This is a genomic window from Mycobacterium paraense (assembly GCF_002101815.1).
Taxonomy (GTDB): Bacteria; Actinomycetota; Actinomycetes; order Mycobacteriales; family Mycobacteriaceae; genus Mycobacterium; species Mycobacterium paraense.
The window spans coordinates 320,866-339,899 of record NZ_LQPM01000007.1 but is presented as its reverse complement, the minus strand read 5'-3'; the positions used below and the strand labels follow the sequence as shown (position 1 = coordinate 339,899).

General features: G+C 71.8%; 16 protein-coding genes. 6 read left to right on the top strand and 10 right to left on the bottom strand.

Translation table 11 applies throughout. The features are described 5' to 3' along the window. The first annotated feature begins 5 nt into the window (after window positions 1-5). Both AWB89_RS27475 and AWB89_RS27470 read left to right on the top strand, forming a co-directional pair. Window positions 6-674, top strand: a complete 669-nt coding sequence (locus AWB89_RS27475) for a DUF5642 family protein (RefSeq protein WP_085172325.1) — start codon at window positions 6-8, stop codon at window positions 672-674. Window positions 675-701: 27 nt separating this feature from the next. Beyond that, window positions 702-1,355 carry a DUF5642 family protein gene (locus AWB89_RS27470; RefSeq protein ID WP_085172323.1) on the top strand — a complete coding sequence of 218 codons (654 nt, stop codon included), beginning with the start codon at window positions 702-704 and terminating at the stop codon, window positions 1,353-1,355. 55 nt (window positions 1,356-1,410) lie between these two features. Here AWB89_RS27470 and AWB89_RS06540 read toward each other — a convergent pair whose 3' ends face one another. Then, complete coding sequence (locus AWB89_RS06540) at window positions 1,411-2,007, bottom strand: alpha-ketoglutarate-dependent dioxygenase AlkB (protein ID WP_193791150.1); 597 nt, start codon at window positions 2,005-2,007, stop codon at window positions 1,411-1,413. 70 nt (window positions 2,008-2,077) lie between these two features. On the opposite strand from AWB89_RS06540, the gene arcA reads away from it, so the two are divergent. Continuing rightward, complete coding sequence (gene arcA / locus AWB89_RS06535; protein WP_085172321.1) at window positions 2,078-3,289, top strand: arginine deiminase; 1,212 nt, start codon at window positions 2,078-2,080, stop codon at window positions 3,287-3,289. Between the two features lie 73 nt (window positions 3,290-3,362). Here the strand turns inward: arcA and AWB89_RS06530 are convergent, their stop codons facing one another. Further along, a complete protein-coding gene (locus tag AWB89_RS06530; RefSeq protein ID WP_085172319.1) occupies window positions 3,363-4,928 on the bottom strand; it encodes a dolichyl-phosphate-mannose--protein mannosyltransferase in 1,566 nt (521 codons plus the stop codon). 25 nt (window positions 4,929-4,953) lie between these two features. On the opposite strand from AWB89_RS06530, the gene rsmI reads away from it, so the two are divergent. Next, window positions 4,954-5,790 carry a 16S rRNA (cytidine(1402)-2'-O)-methyltransferase gene (gene rsmI, locus AWB89_RS06525; RefSeq protein WP_085099152.1) on the top strand — a complete coding sequence of 279 codons (837 nt, stop codon included), beginning with the start codon at window positions 4,954-4,956 and terminating at the stop codon, window positions 5,788-5,790. A gap of 13 nt (window positions 5,791-5,803) precedes the next feature. Here rsmI and AWB89_RS06520 read toward each other — a convergent pair whose 3' ends face one another. From AWB89_RS06520 to AWB89_RS06500, 5 genes are all read right to left on the bottom strand, one after another. Then, on the bottom strand, window positions 5,804-6,784 hold the full coding sequence (locus tag AWB89_RS06520; protein ID WP_085172317.1) for a hypothetical protein: 981 nt from the start codon (window positions 6,782-6,784) through the stop codon (window positions 5,804-5,806). Window positions 6,785-6,917: 133 nt separating this feature from the next. Beyond that, entirely contained in the window at window positions 6,918-8,171 is a 1,254-nt protein-coding gene (locus AWB89_RS06515) for an aminodeoxychorismate synthase component I (protein ID WP_085172315.1), read from the bottom strand. A gap of 33 nt (window positions 8,172-8,204) precedes the next feature. After that, window positions 8,205-9,107: an RNA polymerase sigma-70 factor gene (locus AWB89_RS06510; RefSeq protein ID WP_085099162.1), complete on the bottom strand. Its 903-nt coding sequence runs from the start codon at window positions 9,105-9,107 to the stop codon at window positions 8,205-8,207. Continuing rightward, on the bottom strand, window positions 9,104-10,291 hold the full coding sequence (locus AWB89_RS06505; RefSeq protein ID WP_085172314.1) for an NAD(P)/FAD-dependent oxidoreductase: 1,188 nt from the start codon (window positions 10,289-10,291) through the stop codon (window positions 9,104-9,106). Before AWB89_RS06505 ends, AWB89_RS06510 begins: the two co-directional genes overlap by 4 nt. An 87-nt stretch (window positions 10,292-10,378) precedes the next feature. Then, the gene (locus AWB89_RS06500; protein WP_085172312.1) at window positions 10,379-11,173 is read right to left on the bottom strand and encodes an FkbM family methyltransferase; all 795 of its coding nucleotides are present in this window, start codon (window positions 11,171-11,173) and stop codon (window positions 10,379-10,381) included. Between the two features lie 181 nt (window positions 11,174-11,354). Between AWB89_RS06500 and AWB89_RS06495 the strand changes: the two genes are divergently transcribed. After that, complete coding sequence (locus AWB89_RS06495; protein WP_085099171.1) at window positions 11,355-13,217, top strand: putative bifunctional diguanylate cyclase/phosphodiesterase; 1,863 nt, start codon at window positions 11,355-11,357, stop codon at window positions 13,215-13,217. Between the two features lie 5 nt (window positions 13,218-13,222). Continuing rightward, window positions 13,223-14,911, top strand: a complete 1,689-nt coding sequence (locus tag AWB89_RS06490; protein ID WP_085172310.1) for a hypothetical protein — start codon at window positions 13,223-13,225, stop codon at window positions 14,909-14,911. Here the strand turns inward: AWB89_RS06490 and AWB89_RS06485 are convergent. From AWB89_RS06485 to AWB89_RS06475, 3 genes are read right to left on the bottom strand one after another with little or no spacing between them, the layout of a single operon-like run. Continuing rightward, window positions 14,894-16,018 (bottom strand): glycosyltransferase family 4 protein, encoded by a 1,125-nt coding sequence (locus AWB89_RS06485; RefSeq protein ID WP_241520435.1) that lies wholly within the window; start codon window positions 16,016-16,018, stop codon window positions 14,894-14,896. The two genes, AWB89_RS06490 and AWB89_RS06485, sit on opposite strands and share 18 nt — an antisense overlap. Then, complete coding sequence (locus AWB89_RS06480) at window positions 16,015-17,478, bottom strand: O-antigen ligase family protein (RefSeq protein WP_085172308.1); 1,464 nt, start codon at window positions 17,476-17,478, stop codon at window positions 16,015-16,017. The genes AWB89_RS06485 and AWB89_RS06480 overlap by 4 nt, the downstream gene beginning before the upstream one ends. After that, on the bottom strand, window positions 17,475-19,034 hold the full coding sequence (locus tag AWB89_RS06475) for a tyrosine-protein kinase domain-containing protein (RefSeq protein ID WP_085172306.1): 1,560 nt from the start codon (window positions 19,032-19,034) through the stop codon (window positions 17,475-17,477). The genes AWB89_RS06480 and AWB89_RS06475 overlap by 4 nt, the downstream gene beginning before the upstream one ends.

Sequence of the window (19,034 nt, the reverse complement as noted above, 5' to 3'; positions counted from 1 at the left end):
CGGGCATGCGGCCGTTCTGGATTGGTGTGCTCACGATCCTGCTGGCCGCGTGCGCGCAACCGCACGCGCCCGCTCCGTCGACGACCACCAAGGCGACGCCCCACGACGCCGCCGTCAACCCCGCCAACCTCAAGCGGGTCGTGCGCGACCTGCCGCCCCACTACGAGGTGACGACCGGCATCCCCAGCGGGGTTTCGCCGAGGGTGATCTGGAGCCTCGAAGCCGACGCGCGGGCCGACCCGCCGCAATGCGCCGCCCTCGCCGACCCCGGCAACGGGCGCGAGCAGACCGCGCAGGGCTTCTCCGCCTCGGGCACCGGTGGCATCGTCAACGCGGTGGTCGTGGCTTTGCCCGGCCCGGTCGACCTCGACCGGGGCGTCGTCGGGGCGTGCGACCGGTGGACCATGAGCGACGGGCACACGACGGCGAACGTCCACCTGGTCGACGCCCCCCACATCGACGGCGCCGACACCCTCGGCATGGTGGCCGACACCAGATCATCGGTCGAGTCGGGCACCGAAATCGATTCGCGCGCATACACCTTCACCGCATACCTGGGCAACTACTACGCCTTCACCACGCTGACCACGGACCCGGGCTCGGCCCTTCCGGCGCTGCCGCCCCAATTCGTCGCCGATCTGCTCGTCAAAACGGTCTCCGCGTTGCGCAGCTGAGCGCCCGCTTTGGGTAGATTGGCCACGATGTTCAAGCTGATGCTCGCGACCGCATCCGTGTGCGTGCTGGCCGGCTGCTCATCGGGTGGCGATCCCGCCGTCAAGGCCGACATCGGCAAGGTCACCGACGTGAAGTCGAGCTTTGGGCCCGAATACAAGGTCACCGACATCTCCGAACGCGCGATCGACCCCAAGCTGCTCTCGGCGCGCAAGCTGCCCGAAGGCCTGACCTTCGACCCCGCCAACTGCGCGAAAGTGGCGGTGGGACCGGACATGCCGCCCGACCTGCAGGGCAACATGGCCGCCGTCTCCGCCGAAGGCAACGGAAACCGGTTCGTCGTCATCGCGATCGAGACCTCACAAGCCCTGCCGTTCAACGACCCCGGAAAGGACTGCGGCAAGGTCGCATTCGCCGGCACCGGTGTCCGGGGCGGCATCGAGGTGATCGACGCGCCGCACATCGACGGGGCGCGCACGACGGGCGTGCACCGGGTCCTGCAGGCAGTCGTGGCGGGGGGCGCGCGCACCGGCGAGCTGTACGACTATTCGGCTCAGTTCGGCGAGTACCAGGTGATCGTCATCGCCAACCCACTCGTCATCCCCGACCAGCCCCTCGCCAAGATCGACACACAGCGGGCCCGCGACCTCCTCGTCAAGGCCGTGGCCGCGGTACGCAGCTAGCTGAGTCGATGGTGGCGACCCACTGCGCCCGGCTACGCCGCGCTTGTGATCGCCACTAGCGCACGTCGCGGGGGCGGAACTGGATGCTCACCCGCGGGCCGGTCGGCGCCGACGTCTTGGGCACCGCGTGCTCCCAGGTGCGCTGGCACGATCCGCCCATCACCAGCAGATCCCCATGCGCCTGGGGCAGCCGCAGCGACGGGCCTCCGCCGCGGCGCCGCATCGCGAAGGTACGGGTCGCGCCGAGGCTGACGATCGCCACCATGGTGTCCTGCGAGCTGCTGCGACCGATGGTGTCGCCGTGCCAGGCGACGCTGTCGGAGCCGTCGCGGTAACAGCACAGTCCGACGGTGGTGAACGGCTCACCGAGCTCGCCGGCGTAGATGTCGTTGAGCCGCCGGCGCAGCCGCCCGAGCACGGGGTGCGGGGGCTCCTCGACCGCCAAGTCGTGAAAGCTAACCAGCCGCGGCACATCGACCACCCGGTCGTACATGTGGCGGCGCTCGGCCCGCCACGGCACCGTCGAGAGCAGGTCGACGAGCAGGCCGTCGGCGTCGGTCAGCCAGCCGGCGCGGATCTCGATGAACGCGCCGTCACCGAGCTCCCTGCGCTCGGTGTGCTCGAACAGCGAGCCCTGTACCGCGATGCTCACGCCGCCCAGTTTATCGCACACCCGTTCGATCGGAGGTGGCCCGGGCGGCCGACCGGCTACCGTTTCCCCCGTGGGTGTTGTCGAGTTGGGCACCAATTCCGAGGTCGGCGCGCTGCGGGTCGTCATCCTGCACCGCCCCGGCGGCGAGCTGTTGCGGCTCAATCCCCGCAACAACGACCAACTGCTGTTCGACGGGCTGCCCTGGGTGGCGCGCGCGCAGGAGGAGCACGACCAGTTCGCGGAGCTGCTGCGCGCCCGCGGCGTCGAGGTGCTGCTGCTGTCCGACCTGCTGACCGAGGCCCTCAACCACAGCGGGGCTGCCCGGATGCAGGGCGTCGCCGCGGCGGTGGACGCTCGCCGGCTCGGAGTCCCTTTGGCCCAAGGGCTTTCGGCGCACCTGCGGGGCCTCGAACCGGTCAGATTGGCCAACGTGCTGATGGCCGGCATGACGTTCAACGAGCTGCCGCCCGACATCCGCTCCGACGTCTCGCTGGTCCTGCGGATGCACCACGGGGCGGATTTCGTCATCGAACCGCTGCCGAACCTGGTGTTCACCCGCGACTCGGCGATCTGGATCGGGCCGCGCGTGGTGATCCCCACCCTGGCGCTGCCGGCCCGCGTTCGCGAAGCCTCGTTGAGCGACCTGATCTATGCCCATCACCCGCGATTCACCGGGGTGCGGCGCGCCTACGAGTCACGCACCGCCCCCGTCGAGGGCGGCGACGTGCTGCTGCTCGCGCCGGGGGTGGTCGCCGTCGGGGTGGGGGAGCGGACCACCCCGGCCGGCGCGGAAGCGTTGGCGCGCAGCCTGTTCGACGACGACCTGGCGCACACGGTGCTGGCGGTGCCGATCGCGCAGCGGCGCGCGCAGATGCACCTCGACACGGTGTGCACGATGGTCGACACCGACACCGTGCTCATGTACGCCAACATCGTCGACACGCTGTCGGCGTTCCCGATCCAGCCGGCGCCCGGCGGCATCACGATCGGCGACGAGACGCCGTTTTTGGAGGCCGCCGCCAAGGCGATGGGCATCGACAAGCTGCGGGTGATCGACACCGGGCTGGACCCGCTCGTCGCCGAACGCGAGCAGTGGGACGACGGCAACAACACGTTGGCGCTGGCGCCGGGCGTGGTGGTCGCCTACGAGCGCAACGCCCAGACCAACGGCCGCCTGCAGGACGCCGGCATCGAGGTGCTGACGATCGCGGGCTCGGAGCTGGGCACCGGCCGCGGCGGCCCCCGCTGCATGTCCTGCCCCGTCGCTCGGGACCCGGTCTAGGCGGCGTCGAGACTGCGTCCAGCGCGCCGGATTGGGCCCTGCGGACGCGCTGTGCGCAGTTTCGGCGCAATAATCAGCGCCAGCTGGGCAGCCAGATCTCCATGTTCCACGTCTGCTGGGAGATGGGCAGGCCGGTGAGCACCGGAAACAGCCAGGCGAAGTTGGTGACCACCAAGGCCAGATAGCACGACACCGCGATCAGCCCCAGCGTCCGGCGCTCGGAGCTTTGACGGCGGGCGTAGAGGATGTCGCCGCAGATCAGCGCGATGCCCATGGTCAGAAACGGCGCCATCGTCGACGCGTAGAAGAAATACATTTGCCGGTCGATGTCGGCGAACCAGGGCAGCCACCCCCCGCAATACCCCGTCAGGACGGCCGCGTAGCGCCAGTCGCGGCGAATCAGCATGCGCCACAGCGCATACAGCAGCACCGGCACGGCCAGCCACCACATGGCGGGGGTGCCGACGAGCATCTCCGCCTTGACGCACGACTGCGGGCCGCAGCCGGGAACGTTCTGCTGGTCGATGGCGTACAGCACCGGCCGCAACGACATCGGCCAGCTCCACGGCTTGGATTCCCACGGGTGGTAGTTGCCGGCGGAGTTCGTCAGGCCCGCGTGAAACTGGAAGGCCTTGGCGGTGTAGTGCCACAGCGAGCGAATCGCGTCGGGCATGGGGACCACCGAGTGGGGCCCGATCGACAGGCCCACCTCGTGGCGGTCGATCGCGGTCTCGGAGGCGAACCACGGCGCGTAGCTGGCCAGGTAGACGCCGAACGGGATGAGCGCCAAGGCATATGCCGTCGGGACGAGGTCGCGGCGCAGCGTCCCCAGCCATGGCCTGGTCACCTGGTACTGGCGCCGCGCCGCCACGTCGAACGCCAGCGACATCGCGCCGAAGAACAACACGAAGTACAGGCCGGACCACTTTGTGCCGCAAGCCAATCCGAGCAGGATGCCCGCCGAGAAGCGCCACCAGCGCACGCCGAGGCGGGGCCCCCACAAGGTCTCGGCGCTGCGGCCCTCCATCAGCGCGACGTGCAGGCGCTCGCGCACCTGGTCGCGGTCGACGATGAGCGCGCCGAACGCCGCGACCACAAAGAACGTGAGGATGCCGTCGAGCAGCGCCGTGCGGGCGGTGACGAAGCTGACGCCGTCGCAGATGACCAGCACGCCGGCGATCGCGCCGACCAGCGTCGAGCGGCTGATCCGCCGCACGATCCGCATGACCAGCACCACCATGACCACGCCGAGCAGGGCGCCGGTGAACCGCCAGCCCACCCCGTTGTAGCCGAAGAAGGCCTCGCCGATGGCGATGAGCTGCTTGCCGACGGGCGGGTGCACGACCAGCCCGAAGCCTGGGTTGTCCTCCACCCCGTGGTTGTGCAGCGCTTGCCACGCCTGCGGCGCGTAGTGCTTCTCGTCGAAGACGGGCGTGCCGGCGTCGGTGGGGGAGCCCAGGTTGAGGAACCGGGTCACCGCCGCCAGCACCGCGATCACGCCGGTGACGACCCAGCCGCGGATGTGGTCGGTGGGCCCGAAGTCCGCGACCGGAGCCAGCGGCCCCGGGCTGACGACGGGCACGACGCGCTCGTCGCGGTCTTCCAAGACGACGGGGCTTTCGCGGGGCGGGGCGGACATCGGTGTCGATCGTAGGCTGTCCGTCATGACCTCCGGCCGCCTATTGCTGGGCGCGACCCCCCTGGGCCAGCCGTCGGATGCCTCGCCACGCCTGATCGACGCGCTGGCCCGCGCCGACGTGGTGGCCGCCGAGGACACCCGGCGGGTGCGCGTGCTGGCCAAAGCGCTGGACGTGGGGATCACCGGCCGGCTGGTCAGCCTGTACGACCGGGTCGAGGCCGCCCGGGTGCCCGGGCTCGTCGACGCGATGCAGGCCGGTGCGACGGTGCTGCTGGTCAGCGACGCCGGGATGCCGCTGATCAGCGACCCGGGCTACCGGCTGGTCGCGGCGTGCGTCGAGGCCGGGGTTCCCGTGACCTGCCTGCCGGGGCCGTCGGCGGTGACGACCGCGCTCGCCGTGTCGGGCCTGCCGTCGGAACGGTTCTGCTTCGAGGGTTTCGCCCCGCGCAAGAAGTCGGCGCGCCGATCGTGGTTCGCCTCGCTGGCCGACGAGCGGCGCACCTGCGTGTTCTTTGAATCCCCGCGCCGGCTGGGCGCGTGCCTGCGCGACGCGGTGGAGGAGCTCGGCGGGGCGCGACGGGCGGTGGTGTGCCGGGAGCTGACCAAGGTGCACGAGGAAGTGGTGCGCGGCACGCTCGACGAGCTGGCGGCGTGGGCGGACGACGGGGTGCTCGGCGAGATCACCGTCGTGCTGGCCGGCGCGACCCCGCGCGCCGACGTCGAGTCCCTGGTGGCCGAGGTCGAGACCCTGGTCGCCGCGGGTGTGCGGGTCAAGGACGCGTGCAGCGAGGTGGCCGCGGGTCATCCGGACGTGCGCACGCGCCAGCTCTACGACGCGGTGCTGCAATCACGCGGCGGCTGAGCCGCGCCGCACGTCAGGGGGTGCAGACCCCGATGGGGCCGAAGCCCGGGGTGCACAACCGCGGGTGCGGCAGTGGCGGCGGACCCGGCAGCGGCGGAGGCGCCGGCAGGGCCGGCAGCGCCGGCGGACCCGCGGGGAGCGGGGGCAGCGCGGGAAGCGCGGGCAGGGCCGGTGGGCCGGCCGGAAGTGGCGGCAACGCGGGGATCGGCGGCGCCGCCGGCAGCGCGGGTGCCGCCGGCAGCGCGGGCAGGCCCGCGGGGAGCCCCGCCGGGACCGACGCCAACACCGCCGGGATGGCCGCGGCCGCGCCGGGGACGGCCGCCGCCGCGACGGGCAGGCCGGCGAGGCCGAACCCGGGGAGGGCCGGGACCCCCACGCCGGGGATGCCCAGCGTGAAGTTGGCGGGCAGCAGCCCCGCCTGCTTGAGGTAGACGAGCGCGATGGCGGCGGTCGACGCCGTGGCGACGACACCCGTCCCGATGCCCACGACGCTGCCGCCCACGCCGACGACGCCCTGCACGACGGACAGCGCGACGGCCGCGTCGTTCGGGATGGCCGCGGCGGCCGGTAGCCCGGCCAAGGCCGGCAGCACGAGGTTGGGGTCCGGAAGTCCGGCCAGGTCAGGCACCCCGGGCACGCCTACGCCGGCCCCGGGGGCGCCGCCGCCCGGCGCCCCGCCGATGCTGACTCCCGGCGAGCTTCCCCCGGGCACCGCGGCGGCCGCGGGGCCGCCCGGCGCGGGAGGCGTGCCGGGGCCGGTCACGTTGGCCGCCTGTTGGAACGGCGTGGGCGGACCCGCCGCGGCCTCGGCGCCCGGCCCGGACGGCTTCGGCGTCTCGGGCATCAGGACCTGCGCCACCTTCTGGCAGCCCGCCCCGCCGCTGGTGCATGGCCCGGCGGCCGGCAGCGGCGTGCTGACCGAGGTCAGAGGCGTAACGGCGAGCGTCCCGCCCATCAGGGCGGACGCCGCGGCGCCCAAGACGGCGATTCTCATGACGGCCCCCTAAAGCTGTCGACTCGCGATCGGCGCGGGTCAATCCCTGAAGCTTAGGACGGCCCGGCACGCGGCGTGGGGCATTATCCGAAATTCATGGTCGGGGCGCTGAGGTTTCACCTAACCGACGGCTCTAGCCCACGGACGCCGCGGCCGCGACGGACGGCAGCCCGACGATCGGGGCGGCCTTGTGCAGGCATTCCAGGAATTCGGCGTCGGGATCGGAGTCGGCGGTGATCCCGCCGCCGACCCCCAGCACGGCGCCGCCCCGGGCGTCGAACTCGACGGTGCGGATCGCGACGTTCAGCTCGCAGCCGGCGATGGGTGACGCCAGACCAATTGTGCCGCAGTATATTCCGCGGCGATGCTGCTCCCATTGCGAAATCAGTTGTCGGGCACGGTGTTTCGGGGTTCCGGTGACGGAGGCCGGGGGGAATGCGGCGTCCAGCAGCGCCGACATCGGGAGGTCGGGGGGAACCCGCGCCGACACCGTGGAAACCAGGTGCCACACGCCGGGCGCGCGCCGCACCACCAGCAGCTCGGGCACGGTGACCGTGCCGACGACCGCGACGCGGCCCAGGTCATTGCGGACCAGGTCCACGATCATGATGTTTTCGGCGACCTCTTTGGCCGAGGCCCGCAGCGCCGACGGCCACGCGTCCAGGGGCAGGGTGCCCTTGATGGGGCTGGACGCCACGACCGTTCCGCGGCGCCGCAGGAAAAGCTCCGGGGACAGCGACGCCACCGCCCCCCAGGGCCCGGCGACGTAGGCCGCCCGGGCCGGCGACGTCCGCGCGACCCCGTCGATGAAGAAGTCGAGCGGGGCGCCGGTGACGGGGCCGGTGAATTGCGTGCATACGCAGGCCTGATACACCTCGCCGGCGCGGATGGCCTCCAGGCAGGACAGGACCCCGTCGCGGTGGGTCGCCCGGTCGGCGGCGCCCCAGTCGATCCGGCAGTCGCGCGGCGGCGACGGCCGGGCCGCCAGCGCGGTGGCCAGCCAGTCCGGCATCGGGGCCCCGGACAGGCTTTCGTACCACCACTGCCCGTCGCGGTCGCGGCGCAACACGCAGTCGGTCCAGCCGCCCGCGGCCTCGGGGATCCGGTTGCCGCGCCCGTCGGCGCCGGGGTCGGGGTAGGACAGGTAGCCGATCCAGCCGCCGCCCACCGCCTGCGAATCGGGCGCCGGCGCGGCCTGCGGGACCGCGAACGCGTCGGCGGCGGGCACCGGCCGCGCGGCCACGCTGGGTGCGATCACCGCCAGCGCGCCGAACCACTCGCCGGTCAGCGCGGCGGGCGGCGGCAGGCCGAGCCGGCCGGTGGCGTCGCCGACGGCGCGGAGCACCCGGGGCGCGGCGCCCAGGTCGCCAAGCCGGTCGATTCGCACCGACCTAGCTTGACAGAGCGGCACGCCCGTCGCTCAGCCGCGGCTGATGTCGCGGGCGCTGGCCAAAGCCGCCAGTTTCTGCGGGTTGCGCATCACGTAGAAGTTGGTGATCTTGCCGTCGGAGATCTCCAGCGTGATCACCCCTTCCAGCTGGTCGCCGAGGTAGAGCAACACCGCCGGGGCGCTGTTGCAGGTGACCATGTCGACGCGCGCCCCAGCCATGCCCGCGGCCCGGCGCATCAGCCCGGCGATCGCCCGTGCCACCCGGTCGGCGCCGACCACCGGCCGGCGCGCGGCGCTGACGATGCCGCCGCTGTCGGCCGTCCAGGTGGCGTCGGGCGCGAGCATCGTCATCAGCGCTTCCACGTCGCCGGTGGCCGCCGCGGCCAGGAACTGGGCGGTGATCTCGGCGTTACGTTCCGGATCCGCCGCGTCGAACCGCTTCCGCCGCGCCCGGACGTGTTCGCGCGCGCGGTGCGCCACCTGGCGCACGGTCGGCGCCGGCTTCCCGACCGCCTCGGCGATCTCGCGGTAGTCGAAACCGAACACCTCGCGCAGCACGAACACCGCCCGCTCGTCGGGGCTCAGGGTCTCCAGCAAGACCAGCATCGCCATCGAAACCGATTCCGCCAGAACGACATCGGCCGAGGGATCCTGGTCGTCGAGCAGCAGCGGCTCGGGCAGCCACGGGCCCACGTACTCCTCGCGGCGACGCGCGTCGGCGCGCAGCGCGTTGAGCGCCTGCCGGGTGACCAGCTGGGCGAGGTAGGACTTGGTGTCGCGCACGCCTCCCAGGTCCACGCCCGCCCAGCGCAGGTAGCTGTCCTGCAGCACGTCGTCGGCCTCGGTCGCCGAGCCGAGGATCTCGTAGGCGATCGTGAACAGCAACGGCCGCAGCAGCGTGAACCGGTCGGCGTGCTCGGATGCGCCCGTCATGGCAACGCGACCCGCTCGTCGGCCGGGGACTGCTCGAGCCGCCGACCCCCCTTGAACCAGAAGTACGAGCCCGGCTTGGCGGCCTCGCGGCGGATGGCCCACAGCGTGCCCTTGCACACCGTTTCCTTCACCGACGCCGCGAACCGGCCGCCGAGGTACAGCTCCACCGGGGTGTCGTCCTTGCGGGCGAGCTGAACGGTGGCGTGCGAGCGCCCCACGCTGATGCACTGCCCGGTGAACGCCTGGTCCAGCGGCGCCGGGGTGTCCCCGGCGATGCGACTGAGCACGGTGTTGGCGGCCTGGGCGCCCAGCGGCCCGGCGGCCTGGCAGCTCATCCGCAGCGGCTGGCCCGACGGCGCGGCCGCGTCACCGGCGGCGACGATGCGGGTGTCGTCGATGCTGGTCAGCGTCTCGTCGGTGAGCAGCCGGCCCACCGCGTCGGTGCTCAGCCCGCTGCGCGCGGCCAGGTCGGGCACGGTGAACCCGGCCGTCCACACCGTCGCCGCGCTGGGCAGCACCGCGCCGTTGCTGAGGACCACCGCGTCCCAGCGCACCTCGGTGACGGAGACGGATTCGAGCACGTTCACCTCGAGGCCGCGCAGTTGCTTGGCCACCGACCGCCGGCCCCGCCTGCTCAGCGACGGACCGAGCAGGCCGCCGCAGACCAGGGTCACCGGGCGTCCCAGCTCGGCCAGCTCGGACGCCGTCTCGATGCCGGTCAGCCCGCCGCCGACGACGGTGATCGGCGCGGACAGCGGCAGGTCGGCCAGCGCGTAGTGCAGCCGCTGCGCGCTTTCCAGGTCGGCGACCGAGTGGGCGAACTCCGCCACCCCGGGGACCGTCACCGGCACGGCGCCGGTGCTGCCGACGGCGTAGATCAAATAGTCGTAGTCCAGTTCGGCGCCCGAGCCCAGCACCACCCGGCGCTCGGCGGGCACGATCCGGTCGACGGTGTCGACGATCAGCCCGATGCCGTCGCCCAGCAGGCTGTCGTAGTCGGCGATCGCGGCGCTGGTGTCGGCGACCAACTGGTGCAGGCGGATCCGCTCCACGAAGACCGGTCGCGGGTTGATCAGGGTGATCTCGACGCCGGCGCGCTGACGCAGGTGGTTGGCGGCCAGGGTTCCGGCGTATCCGCCGCCGACGACGACGACGTGGGTGCTTGGGGCGGCCGGCTCGGTCATGTCTGTCTCCTACTCTCACGGGACTCTTGCCCTTGAGACACCGGAGCCCGCCCCGCCGTGACAGCCGCGGCGCGACTGTGAGCTGTCTCACTCGCCCTTCGGGACGAAGACGAAGTTGTTGACGTAGACGCCCCGGGCCGCCCAGCCGTCCTCCCGGCCGCCGATGTTCGCCGGGTCCTGGTGGGCGGCCGCATCGAACTCTTCGACGGGCCGGCGGCCGTCGCCGCCGTCGAAGTAGCCCTGGTAGCCCAGGCCCGCCAGCAACTCGGTGATCGCGGCGACGGCGCCCCGGTGATGGCGTTCCTCGGCTTCGACCAGCACCGCCGGCCGGTTGCGGGTGAGGGTGTCCACGGCGCCGCGCAGCACGGCCAGTTCGTGGCCCTCGACGTCGATCTTGATCATGCCGACGTCGTCGAGGCCCAGATCGTCGAGTCGCCTGACCGGCACGTCGATGTCGCGGACGGCGCTGCCGTCAGCGTCGCCGAGGGCGTTGCCCGTGTCGATCGTGCTGCGGCCCGGGTCGGATTCGACCACGCGCATCGTGGTCACGCCCGGCTGGTCCGACAGCGCCACGGCCTCCACCCGGACCGCTGCGCCGACCGCGTCGAACATCGCCGCCAGCTCGCGGGCCTGAGCCGGCCGGGGCTCGAACGCGATCACCGAGCGCGACGACGCCAGCATCGCGATGGTGAACTCGCCGACGTCGGCCCCGATGTCCAGCGAGACGCGGGCGGGATCGCACAGGGACGCAACCAGTTGCACGTCCGGGCGGGACTCGCCCAGCCGTCGCAGGATCCGGAATTTGCGCCGCCAGAACAGCCGTGGCGCCAAGGTCTTCGCCGCCGGCGCGAGCCGACGTTTCGCCGAGCGTGCGACGGACATTTCGCGGGTTTCCCATCCTCGTTGGCGGCCAGCTTGACCCGGGCTGAGCCGGGTCGCACATGATACGCTTCGCAGCAATTCGTGACCTGCCCCGGGCCGAATGCAGTCATCGCGGAAAATCCTTGATTGGGCCCCTGAAAACGCAAGCCCAGCTGGGACACGTGCCCGATCGGAGGAGTCCTTGCCGCGCAGCCTGGATCTCGTCGTCACCTCCGTCGCCACGCAGCTGATGGAGGCCACCGGATCCACTGCGACCCAGGTGAGCGAGAGGGTGCTCGCCCAGCTCGTCGAGCAGTTCAACCTGGACGCCAGCTTCCTGCGCCACCACGACCACGACATCCGCGCCTCGGTGCTGGTGGCGGAGTGGCCGCCGCGCACCGACATTCCGGACCCGGATCCGGTGGCCGTCGTCCACTTCACCAGCGCCGACCCGGTGCTCGCGCAGTGCGAGCACGGTCGCAAGCCGGTCGTGATCCGCCCGGAGCAGAACAACCGCGGATTCGGCCGCTGGGCGGGTGCCAAGCAACCGGCGTCGCCGTCGGTGGCGGCCGCACCGCTGGTCTCCGGCGACACCACCACCGGCGTGCTCGGTTTCGTGAAGAACGGCGCCCGGAAGTGGAAGCAGGAAGAGATCAACACGCTGGAGGCGGTCGCGGCGCTGTTCGCCCAGCTGCAGGCCCGCATCGCCGCGGAGGAAAGGCTGCGCTACCTCGCCGAGCACGACGACCTGACCGGCCTGTACAACCGGCGGGCGTTAGTCGCGCACCTGACCGAACGGCTCGCGCCGGGCAATCCGGGGCCCGTCGCGGTGTTGTACCTCGATCTGGACCGGCTCAAGCCGATCAACGACTACCTCGGCCACACCGCCGGCGACTGGTTCATCCGCGTTTTCGCGCAACGCATTCGGGTCTGCGCGGGCAGCCAGGCGATGATCGCCCGGCTGGGTGGCGACGAGTTCGTCGTCATCCCGGACCAGGCGATGTCGACCGGGACCGCGGAGTCGTTCGCGCGCCGCCTCGGGACCATGCTGCGCGAGCGCCTGGCGATCGGCGGGCACATGATCACCCGCACCGTGAGCATCGGGCTGGCGGTGGGCATGCCGGGGCGCGACAACAGCACCGACCTGTTGCGCCGGGCCGACGAGGCCGTGCTGACCGCCAAGCGCGGGGGCGGCAACCAGGTCGCGCTGTCCACCGACGACATGTCGCTGAAAAGCGCCTTCCGCAACGACATCGAGCTGCATCTGCAGGGCGACATCGACAGCGAGGCGCTGCTGCTGCATTACCTGCCCGAGGTCGACCTGTGGACCGGGGCCATCGTCGCCGCCGAGGCGCTGGTCCGCTGGCGGCACCCGATTTGGGGTCTGCTGCTGCCGGATTCGTTCATCGGGGTGGCGGAATCGACCAACCTGGCCGGCGAGCTGGGCCGGTGGGTGATGCGCAGCGCCTGCGCCGAATTCAGCCGGTGGCGGGCCAACGGCGTCGGGCAGAGCGCCGTACTGCGCATCAACGTCTCGCCCATCCAGCTGATCACGCGCGGCTTCGTGCGCAGCGTCGCCGACACCATCGAGGAGTTCGGCATCGACGGCGGATCGGTCTGCCTGGAGATCACCGAGCGTGCCGTGGTGCACGACATCGAAACCACCCGCAAGACGCTGCACGAGCTGAAGGAGGTCGGCGTCCAGATCGCCATCGACGACTTCGGCACCGGCTATGCGGTTCTGTCGCACCTGAAGTCGCTTCCGGTCGACATGCTCAAGATCGACACCGGCTTCGTGCGTGACCTGGGCACCAACGCCGGCGACCTGGCCATCGTCCGGGCGATCATCGGGTTGGCCGAGGCGTTCGGCCTGCAACTGGTCGCCGAAGGGGTCGAAACACCCGCCGCCGCACTGACTTTGATGCAACACGGCTGCCACCGCGCGCAGGGCTTCCTGTTGTCCCGGCCCGTGCCCGGCAACGCGATGGAAGCGCTGCTGGCCGCTCGCTGGATGCCGATGCCGTTCCTCGCCGACCGCGAGGCCCTGTCGTTAGGCGCGATCTAGCCCACATGTTTCGTTCCTCGAATAACAGGGGTAAAAGGGCCCTCGCCGCGGTCATCGCGTGCACGGCGCTGCTGCTGAACGGGTGCGGCGGGCATCCCAATCCGGGGCCGCTGTCCGCGATGGTCTTTCCGGCCATCCCGCCCACCGTCCAGGAGATCGCCAACCCGCTGCGCGGCCAGTACGAGGACCTGTTGATTCCGCTTTTCCCGCAAGGCAATCCGGCGCAGCAGCGGTACCCGGCGTGGCCGGCTTCCTACGACGCCAGCATGCGCATCTCGTGGCGGCAGTTGCAGCCCGTCGACCCGCGCACCCTGCCGCCCGACGCCCCCGACGACCGCAAGTTCGACTTCAGCGCGATCGACGACGCGCTGACCAAGCTGCAGAATCGCAACATGCGGCTGACGCTGCGCGTGTACGCCTACAACTCCTGTTGCAACGACTCCTATCCCGACAACACCAACATCGCGATCCCCGACTGGATGCGGTCGGCGTCCACCGCGTATCCCGCGCCGGCGAACAGCCCGACGCCCGGGGTGACGCAGGTGGTGCCGAGCTGGAACGACCCGAATTACCTCACCGCGTTCTCCGATCTGCTCGCCGCGCTGGGCCGCCGCTACGACGGCGACGAGCGGCTCAGCGTGTTCGAGTTCTCCGGGTACGGGGATTTCAGCGAGAACCACATCGCCTACCTGCGTGACGTGTTGGGCGCACCCGGCCCCGCGCCCGACGAGAGCAAGGCGATGCTGGGGTATTACAGCCAGTTTCGCGATCAGAGCATCACCACCGACTCGATCCGGCAGCTGGTGGCGGCGAACGTCAACGCCTTCCCGCACACGCAAGTGGTTGTCACGCCGCAGAATCCGGAGATCGTGCGCGAGCTCCTGGCCGACGACGTGACGAAGAAACTCTCGGCGCCGGTGGGCGTCCGCTCGGATTGCCTTGGGGTGCAGGCGCCGTTGCCGGCGTGGGCCGAATCCAGCGACTCGCAGTACGTGCGCAGCAACGACGCCGTCGTGGGCGCCCTCAAGCAGCGGATGGCGTCCGCCCCGGTGATCACCGAGTGGTGCCAGCTGCCCAACGGAACCGACCCCCGGTCCTACTACGAGAAGGGCCTGCACGACGTCGTCCGCTACCACGTGTCGATGACGTCGAGCGTCAACTTCGCGGACCGCGAATCCCGCTCGGCGATGGACCCAGGCCTGTTTTTGCTGTGGGCGCAGGCCAATACCTCGGCGGGCTACCGTTATTCGGTCGAGGGCCGCCCGGGCTCCCAGTCGCTGCAGGGCAAGGTGGCGACCATTTCGGTGGCCTGGACCAACTACGGCTCGGCGGTCGCCACCGAGCAGTGGGCCCCCGGGTACAAGCTGGTGGACTTCTCGGGAGCGGTGGTGCGCAGCCTGCCGGCGACGGTCAACCTCAAGACGTTGGTGAGCGACGACACCAGCTCCTCCCGCGAGGAGGCGGTCCCGACGTCGACGACGGAAACCGTGCGCGTCGACCTCAACGGCTTGGCACCGGGCCACTACACGCTGCGCGCGTCGGTCGACTGGCAGCAGCACAAGCCGGGCGCATCGCACGTGGTGAACTACGCGCCGATGGCGCTGGCCCGCGACGGCCGCGACGGCGCGGGCCTGTATCCCATTGCCACGCTGGATATTCCGCGAGACTCGACGGTATCAGCGAACGGGCAGTGACCCCTGGCGCCGCGGCGCGGCCGTCTCCGCCAGGGCGGTCCACAGCCGGGCCAGCGAGTCGTACCAGCGCTGCAGCCCGAAGTCTCCGACGCGGGCGCGCGCGGCGGCGCCCAGCCGCGCCCGGAGCTGATCATCGGTGACGAGCGCGGTCAGCGCGCCGGCGATCTGATCCGGCGAACCGGGCTGCACCACAACGCCGGTGACGCCGTCGCTCACCGCTTCGCCGATGCTGCCGACCGTCGTGGTGACCGGCGCCAACCCGTGCGCCATGGCCTCCAGCAGCGCCATCGGCAGGCCCTCGTCGCGGCTGGGCAGCAGGAAAACGTGTGCGGCGCAGAGCAGTTCGTCGCGGGCGGCGGCATCCAGCCAGCCGGCCACCCGGATGGTGTCGCCGAGACCGGCCGCGGCCACGGCGGCGCGCACGCCGTCGACCTCGCCGTCGCCGGCCAGGGTCACGCGCAGGCGGCGGCGCACCGGCTCGTCGAGCGCCCCGACGGCCGAGACGATGTCGTAGCTGCCCTTGCGCGTTCCCATCCGGCCCAGGGCCACCGCGTGCACCCGGTCGGCACCCGCCTGGTCCACTGCGGTGTCGGGGATGCGGACGGCGTTGTGCAGCACGCTGATCCGGCGGTCGGGCAACCGCAGCCGGGCCGCGTACTCGTCGACGTGGCGCTCGCCCAGCACCAGCCAGTGGTCGGCGACGAGCATGCGGCGCACCGCGGCCCGCACCGGCGCCGGCAGCCGGTCGAACCAGCCGCCGAAGTCGTAGCTGTGCCCGTGCACCACGGCGGGCACGCCGGCCAGCCGCGCCGCGGCCAGCGGCACCGCCTTGCGCAGCACGCTGCCGCCCTGGGCGAGGTTCGCGTGCAGCACGTCGGCGCGGCCGCGCACCAACAGCCAACTGGCGCGCAGCATTCCGCGGATGCCCACCAGCAGCTTGACCGTCCGCGACCGGTCCACGTAGGTGGGCACCACCGCGACGCTGATCCGCTCGTCCGGATGCACGGCCATCAGGGCGGCCACCGTCGCCATGCCGCCGCGGCTGTCCGCCGCCGCGGGCGCCGGCCCGATCACCAACACCCGCACCGGATTTCGTCCCGCGCTCACCGCGCGGCCCCCGCGAGCAGCGGCTCGGCGTCGGCCTCCGCGGCGCCCGGCCGGTTCCGCAGGCGCGCGAACGCCAGGGCCGCTCCCAGCGCCATGCCCAGCGTCATGGCGTTCGCCGGGTCTTCGGGCAGCGGGTCGACGATGCACATCACCAGCAGACCGGCGGAGACCGCCGCGGCGGCCTTCGCCGGCGCCGACGCGCTGCGCAGCGCGGCGACCAGCTGGGTGAGCGCGAACACCGCGAACGCGGCCATGCCCACGGCGCCCGACTTGGCCAACCACCACAGGTAGAAGTTGTGCGAGTAGGTGGTGCCCAGCGTGTTGGTGAATTCGTCCGGGTCGTTGCCGAACGGCTCCTGATACGCATAGCCCAGCCCGTGGCCGAACACCGGCGCCCCGGCGATGGCCCGGTTGAGCTTGGCGTCCTCGGCCAGCCTCGCCAGCGTCGAGGAGTCCACCGCCAGCGCGTTGCTCGAGACGCCGCCGAGCACCCGATGGCTGAATCCGGTGATCTGGTCGCTCAGCCACTCGCCGGCCGTCGAATGCTGCAGCAGAAACAGCGCACCGGGCACGGCCACCGCCAGGATCCCCGCCCCGGCGAGCGCCAGCCTGGCCGCCCGCCGCAGCGACGACCACCCCAGCGTGGCGATGAACGCCACCACCGCGGCGACCCCGAGAGCGATCAGGGTGTTCCGGGAGAAGGCCAGCACCGAGATGATCAGCGCGGGCAGGCCCAGCGCGAGGTACCAGACGGGTTTGAGGCGCCCGACGATCTGCGCCGCCACCAGGGCGGCCAGCACGGCGATCGCCGGGGTGAGGGTGGCGGTGATGACGCGGTTGGCCGTGTCGCCCGTGTCCGTCTGCAGGCTTTCCAGCCGGCCCGCCAGCCGCAGGCCGCCCGAGGAGCTGAGGACGGCCATGGCCGCCGAGAACCACAGGGTGATCACCATCGCGTGGACGGACAGCTTGACGTAGTCGCCGTACACGATCGCGAGCGCCAGTACGAAGCCGCCGACCATCTCGAGCAGAAAGGTGGCCTCGCGCACGACGATCGGCGCGGAATGACCGGTCGCGAAACCGACCGCGGCGAAGTACGCCACGGTCAACACGAACATGCCCGGCAACAGGTACTCGGAGAAGCGCAGCCGCACGACCGGCAGCACGAAGCAGATGGCCAGCAGCAACGCCACGTGGTAGGCGTTGACCGAGACGGGGCCGATCACCTTGGCGACGTGCAGGCCCTGCGGCAGTGCCGCGAAGGCCAAAAACAGCGCGACGCCGATCATCGTCGCCGGGCGCGTCCAGTAGATCACCAGGCAGAACGACAGGCCGATCAACATCACCCCTTGGGTGGTGTTGCGCACGGACAGCACGCCGAAGACGAAGCAGCCCAACGCGAACACCGCCAGGACGGCTCCAGACATCGCCAGGCGGTGCCGGCTCCGCAGGTACAGGATCACGCCGGCCGGCCTACCTTGGTCCGGTAGGTGCGCGCCGCGGCCCGGGCGTGGCGGGGGATGCGGGCGTCGGTCAGCACGGTGCCGACCACTTCGGCGCCGGCGGCGCGCAGCGCGGTGAGGGCGTCGGTCAGTTCGTCCTCGGTGGTGCGTCCCGCCCGGACCACCAGCACGGTGGCTTGCACCGCACCGGCCAGCAGCCCGGCGTCTGCGGTCGCCAGGACCGGTGGGCCGTCGACGACAGTGCGGTCGAAGCTGGCCGACACGTCGGCCAGCACCTTGTCGAGGACCTCCGGCAGGTAGGCGCTGCTGGGCAGCGTGTCCCGGCGAACGGCGCGGGCCGCCAGGATGAACAGGCGCGGAATCGTGGTCGGCTTAACGGCTTCCGTCGCGATGTCGGGGTCGGACAACGCATTGCCCAGCCCCTCCCCGGAGTCGACCTTCAGCAGGCCGGCGATCACCGGCCGGCGCGTGTCGCCCTCGACGAGCAGGGCGTCTTCGCCCGATTCGGCGAACGCCCTCGCCAGGTTCACCGCCGTGGTCGTGGTTCCCTCGCCGCCGAACGGCGCCGTCAGCAGCACCCGGCGCGCGCCCGGTTCCATCGCGCGCAGCAGGCGCGCCCGCAGGCCGCGCACCGCGTCGTCGAACGAGATGTCGGTGCCGAATCTCGGTGCGCTGCCGCGCCTTCCGGGCAGCTCGGCCAGGGTCGGCAGGTTGGAGAGCCGCTCCAGCTTCGCGCGGTCGCGCACGGTACGATCGGCGGCCTCGCGCGTCAGCGCCACCCCCGTCCCCAACAGCAGGCCGGCCGCGAGCCCCATGGCCATGTTGCGCACCGGAACCGGCTTGATCGGACTGTCCGGCACGCCCGGCTGCTCGATCACCGTCGCCCTGGCGATCGGCGTGTTCGGGGCGACCTGGGGCGGCAGCGCCTGCGGCGTGGCCGCCTGTGCGGGGGGCGCCGGTGGTTCCGCCGTCGGGGTGGTGTCGCCACCGGGCTGGGTCGCGGGTGGGCCGTCGGCGTCCGGCGCCGCGGGCACCTGCGTCGGGCCCTGCGTCGGTGGCGCCTGCGGCGGGGGTGCCTGCGGCGGCGAGCTGTTCACCAGCGCCACCGGGTCTTTCGGGTTCACCCCCAAGGTGCCGACGATCCCGGTGAAGGTGTCGGCCATCGCCTTCGCCAGCGCCGCCGCGCGATTCGGGTCGGTGTCGGTGACGGAGATCGTGAAGAGCGTCGACTTCGGCGTGTACTCCACATGCGTCTCGCCGGCCAGTGCGTCCGCGCCGATCGGCAGGTGGAACTGCTTGACCGCGCGCTCGGCGACGGCGTGCCCGCCGGCGATCGCGGCGTAGGACGACAGCCGTTCCTGGGCGGCCTGCGTGCCCGAGTACACCTGGGCCAGGTCGGTCTCGCCCGAAAACGAGATGAGGACGGTGGCCGACGACTGGTAGCTCTTGGTCTGGAGCGCGGTGACGGCGGCGGCCCCCGCGAGGCAGGCCAGCAGCGCGCCGACGAACAGCTTCCAATGCGCCGTCAGCGTCCGGACAAACGTGCGGAAATCCAT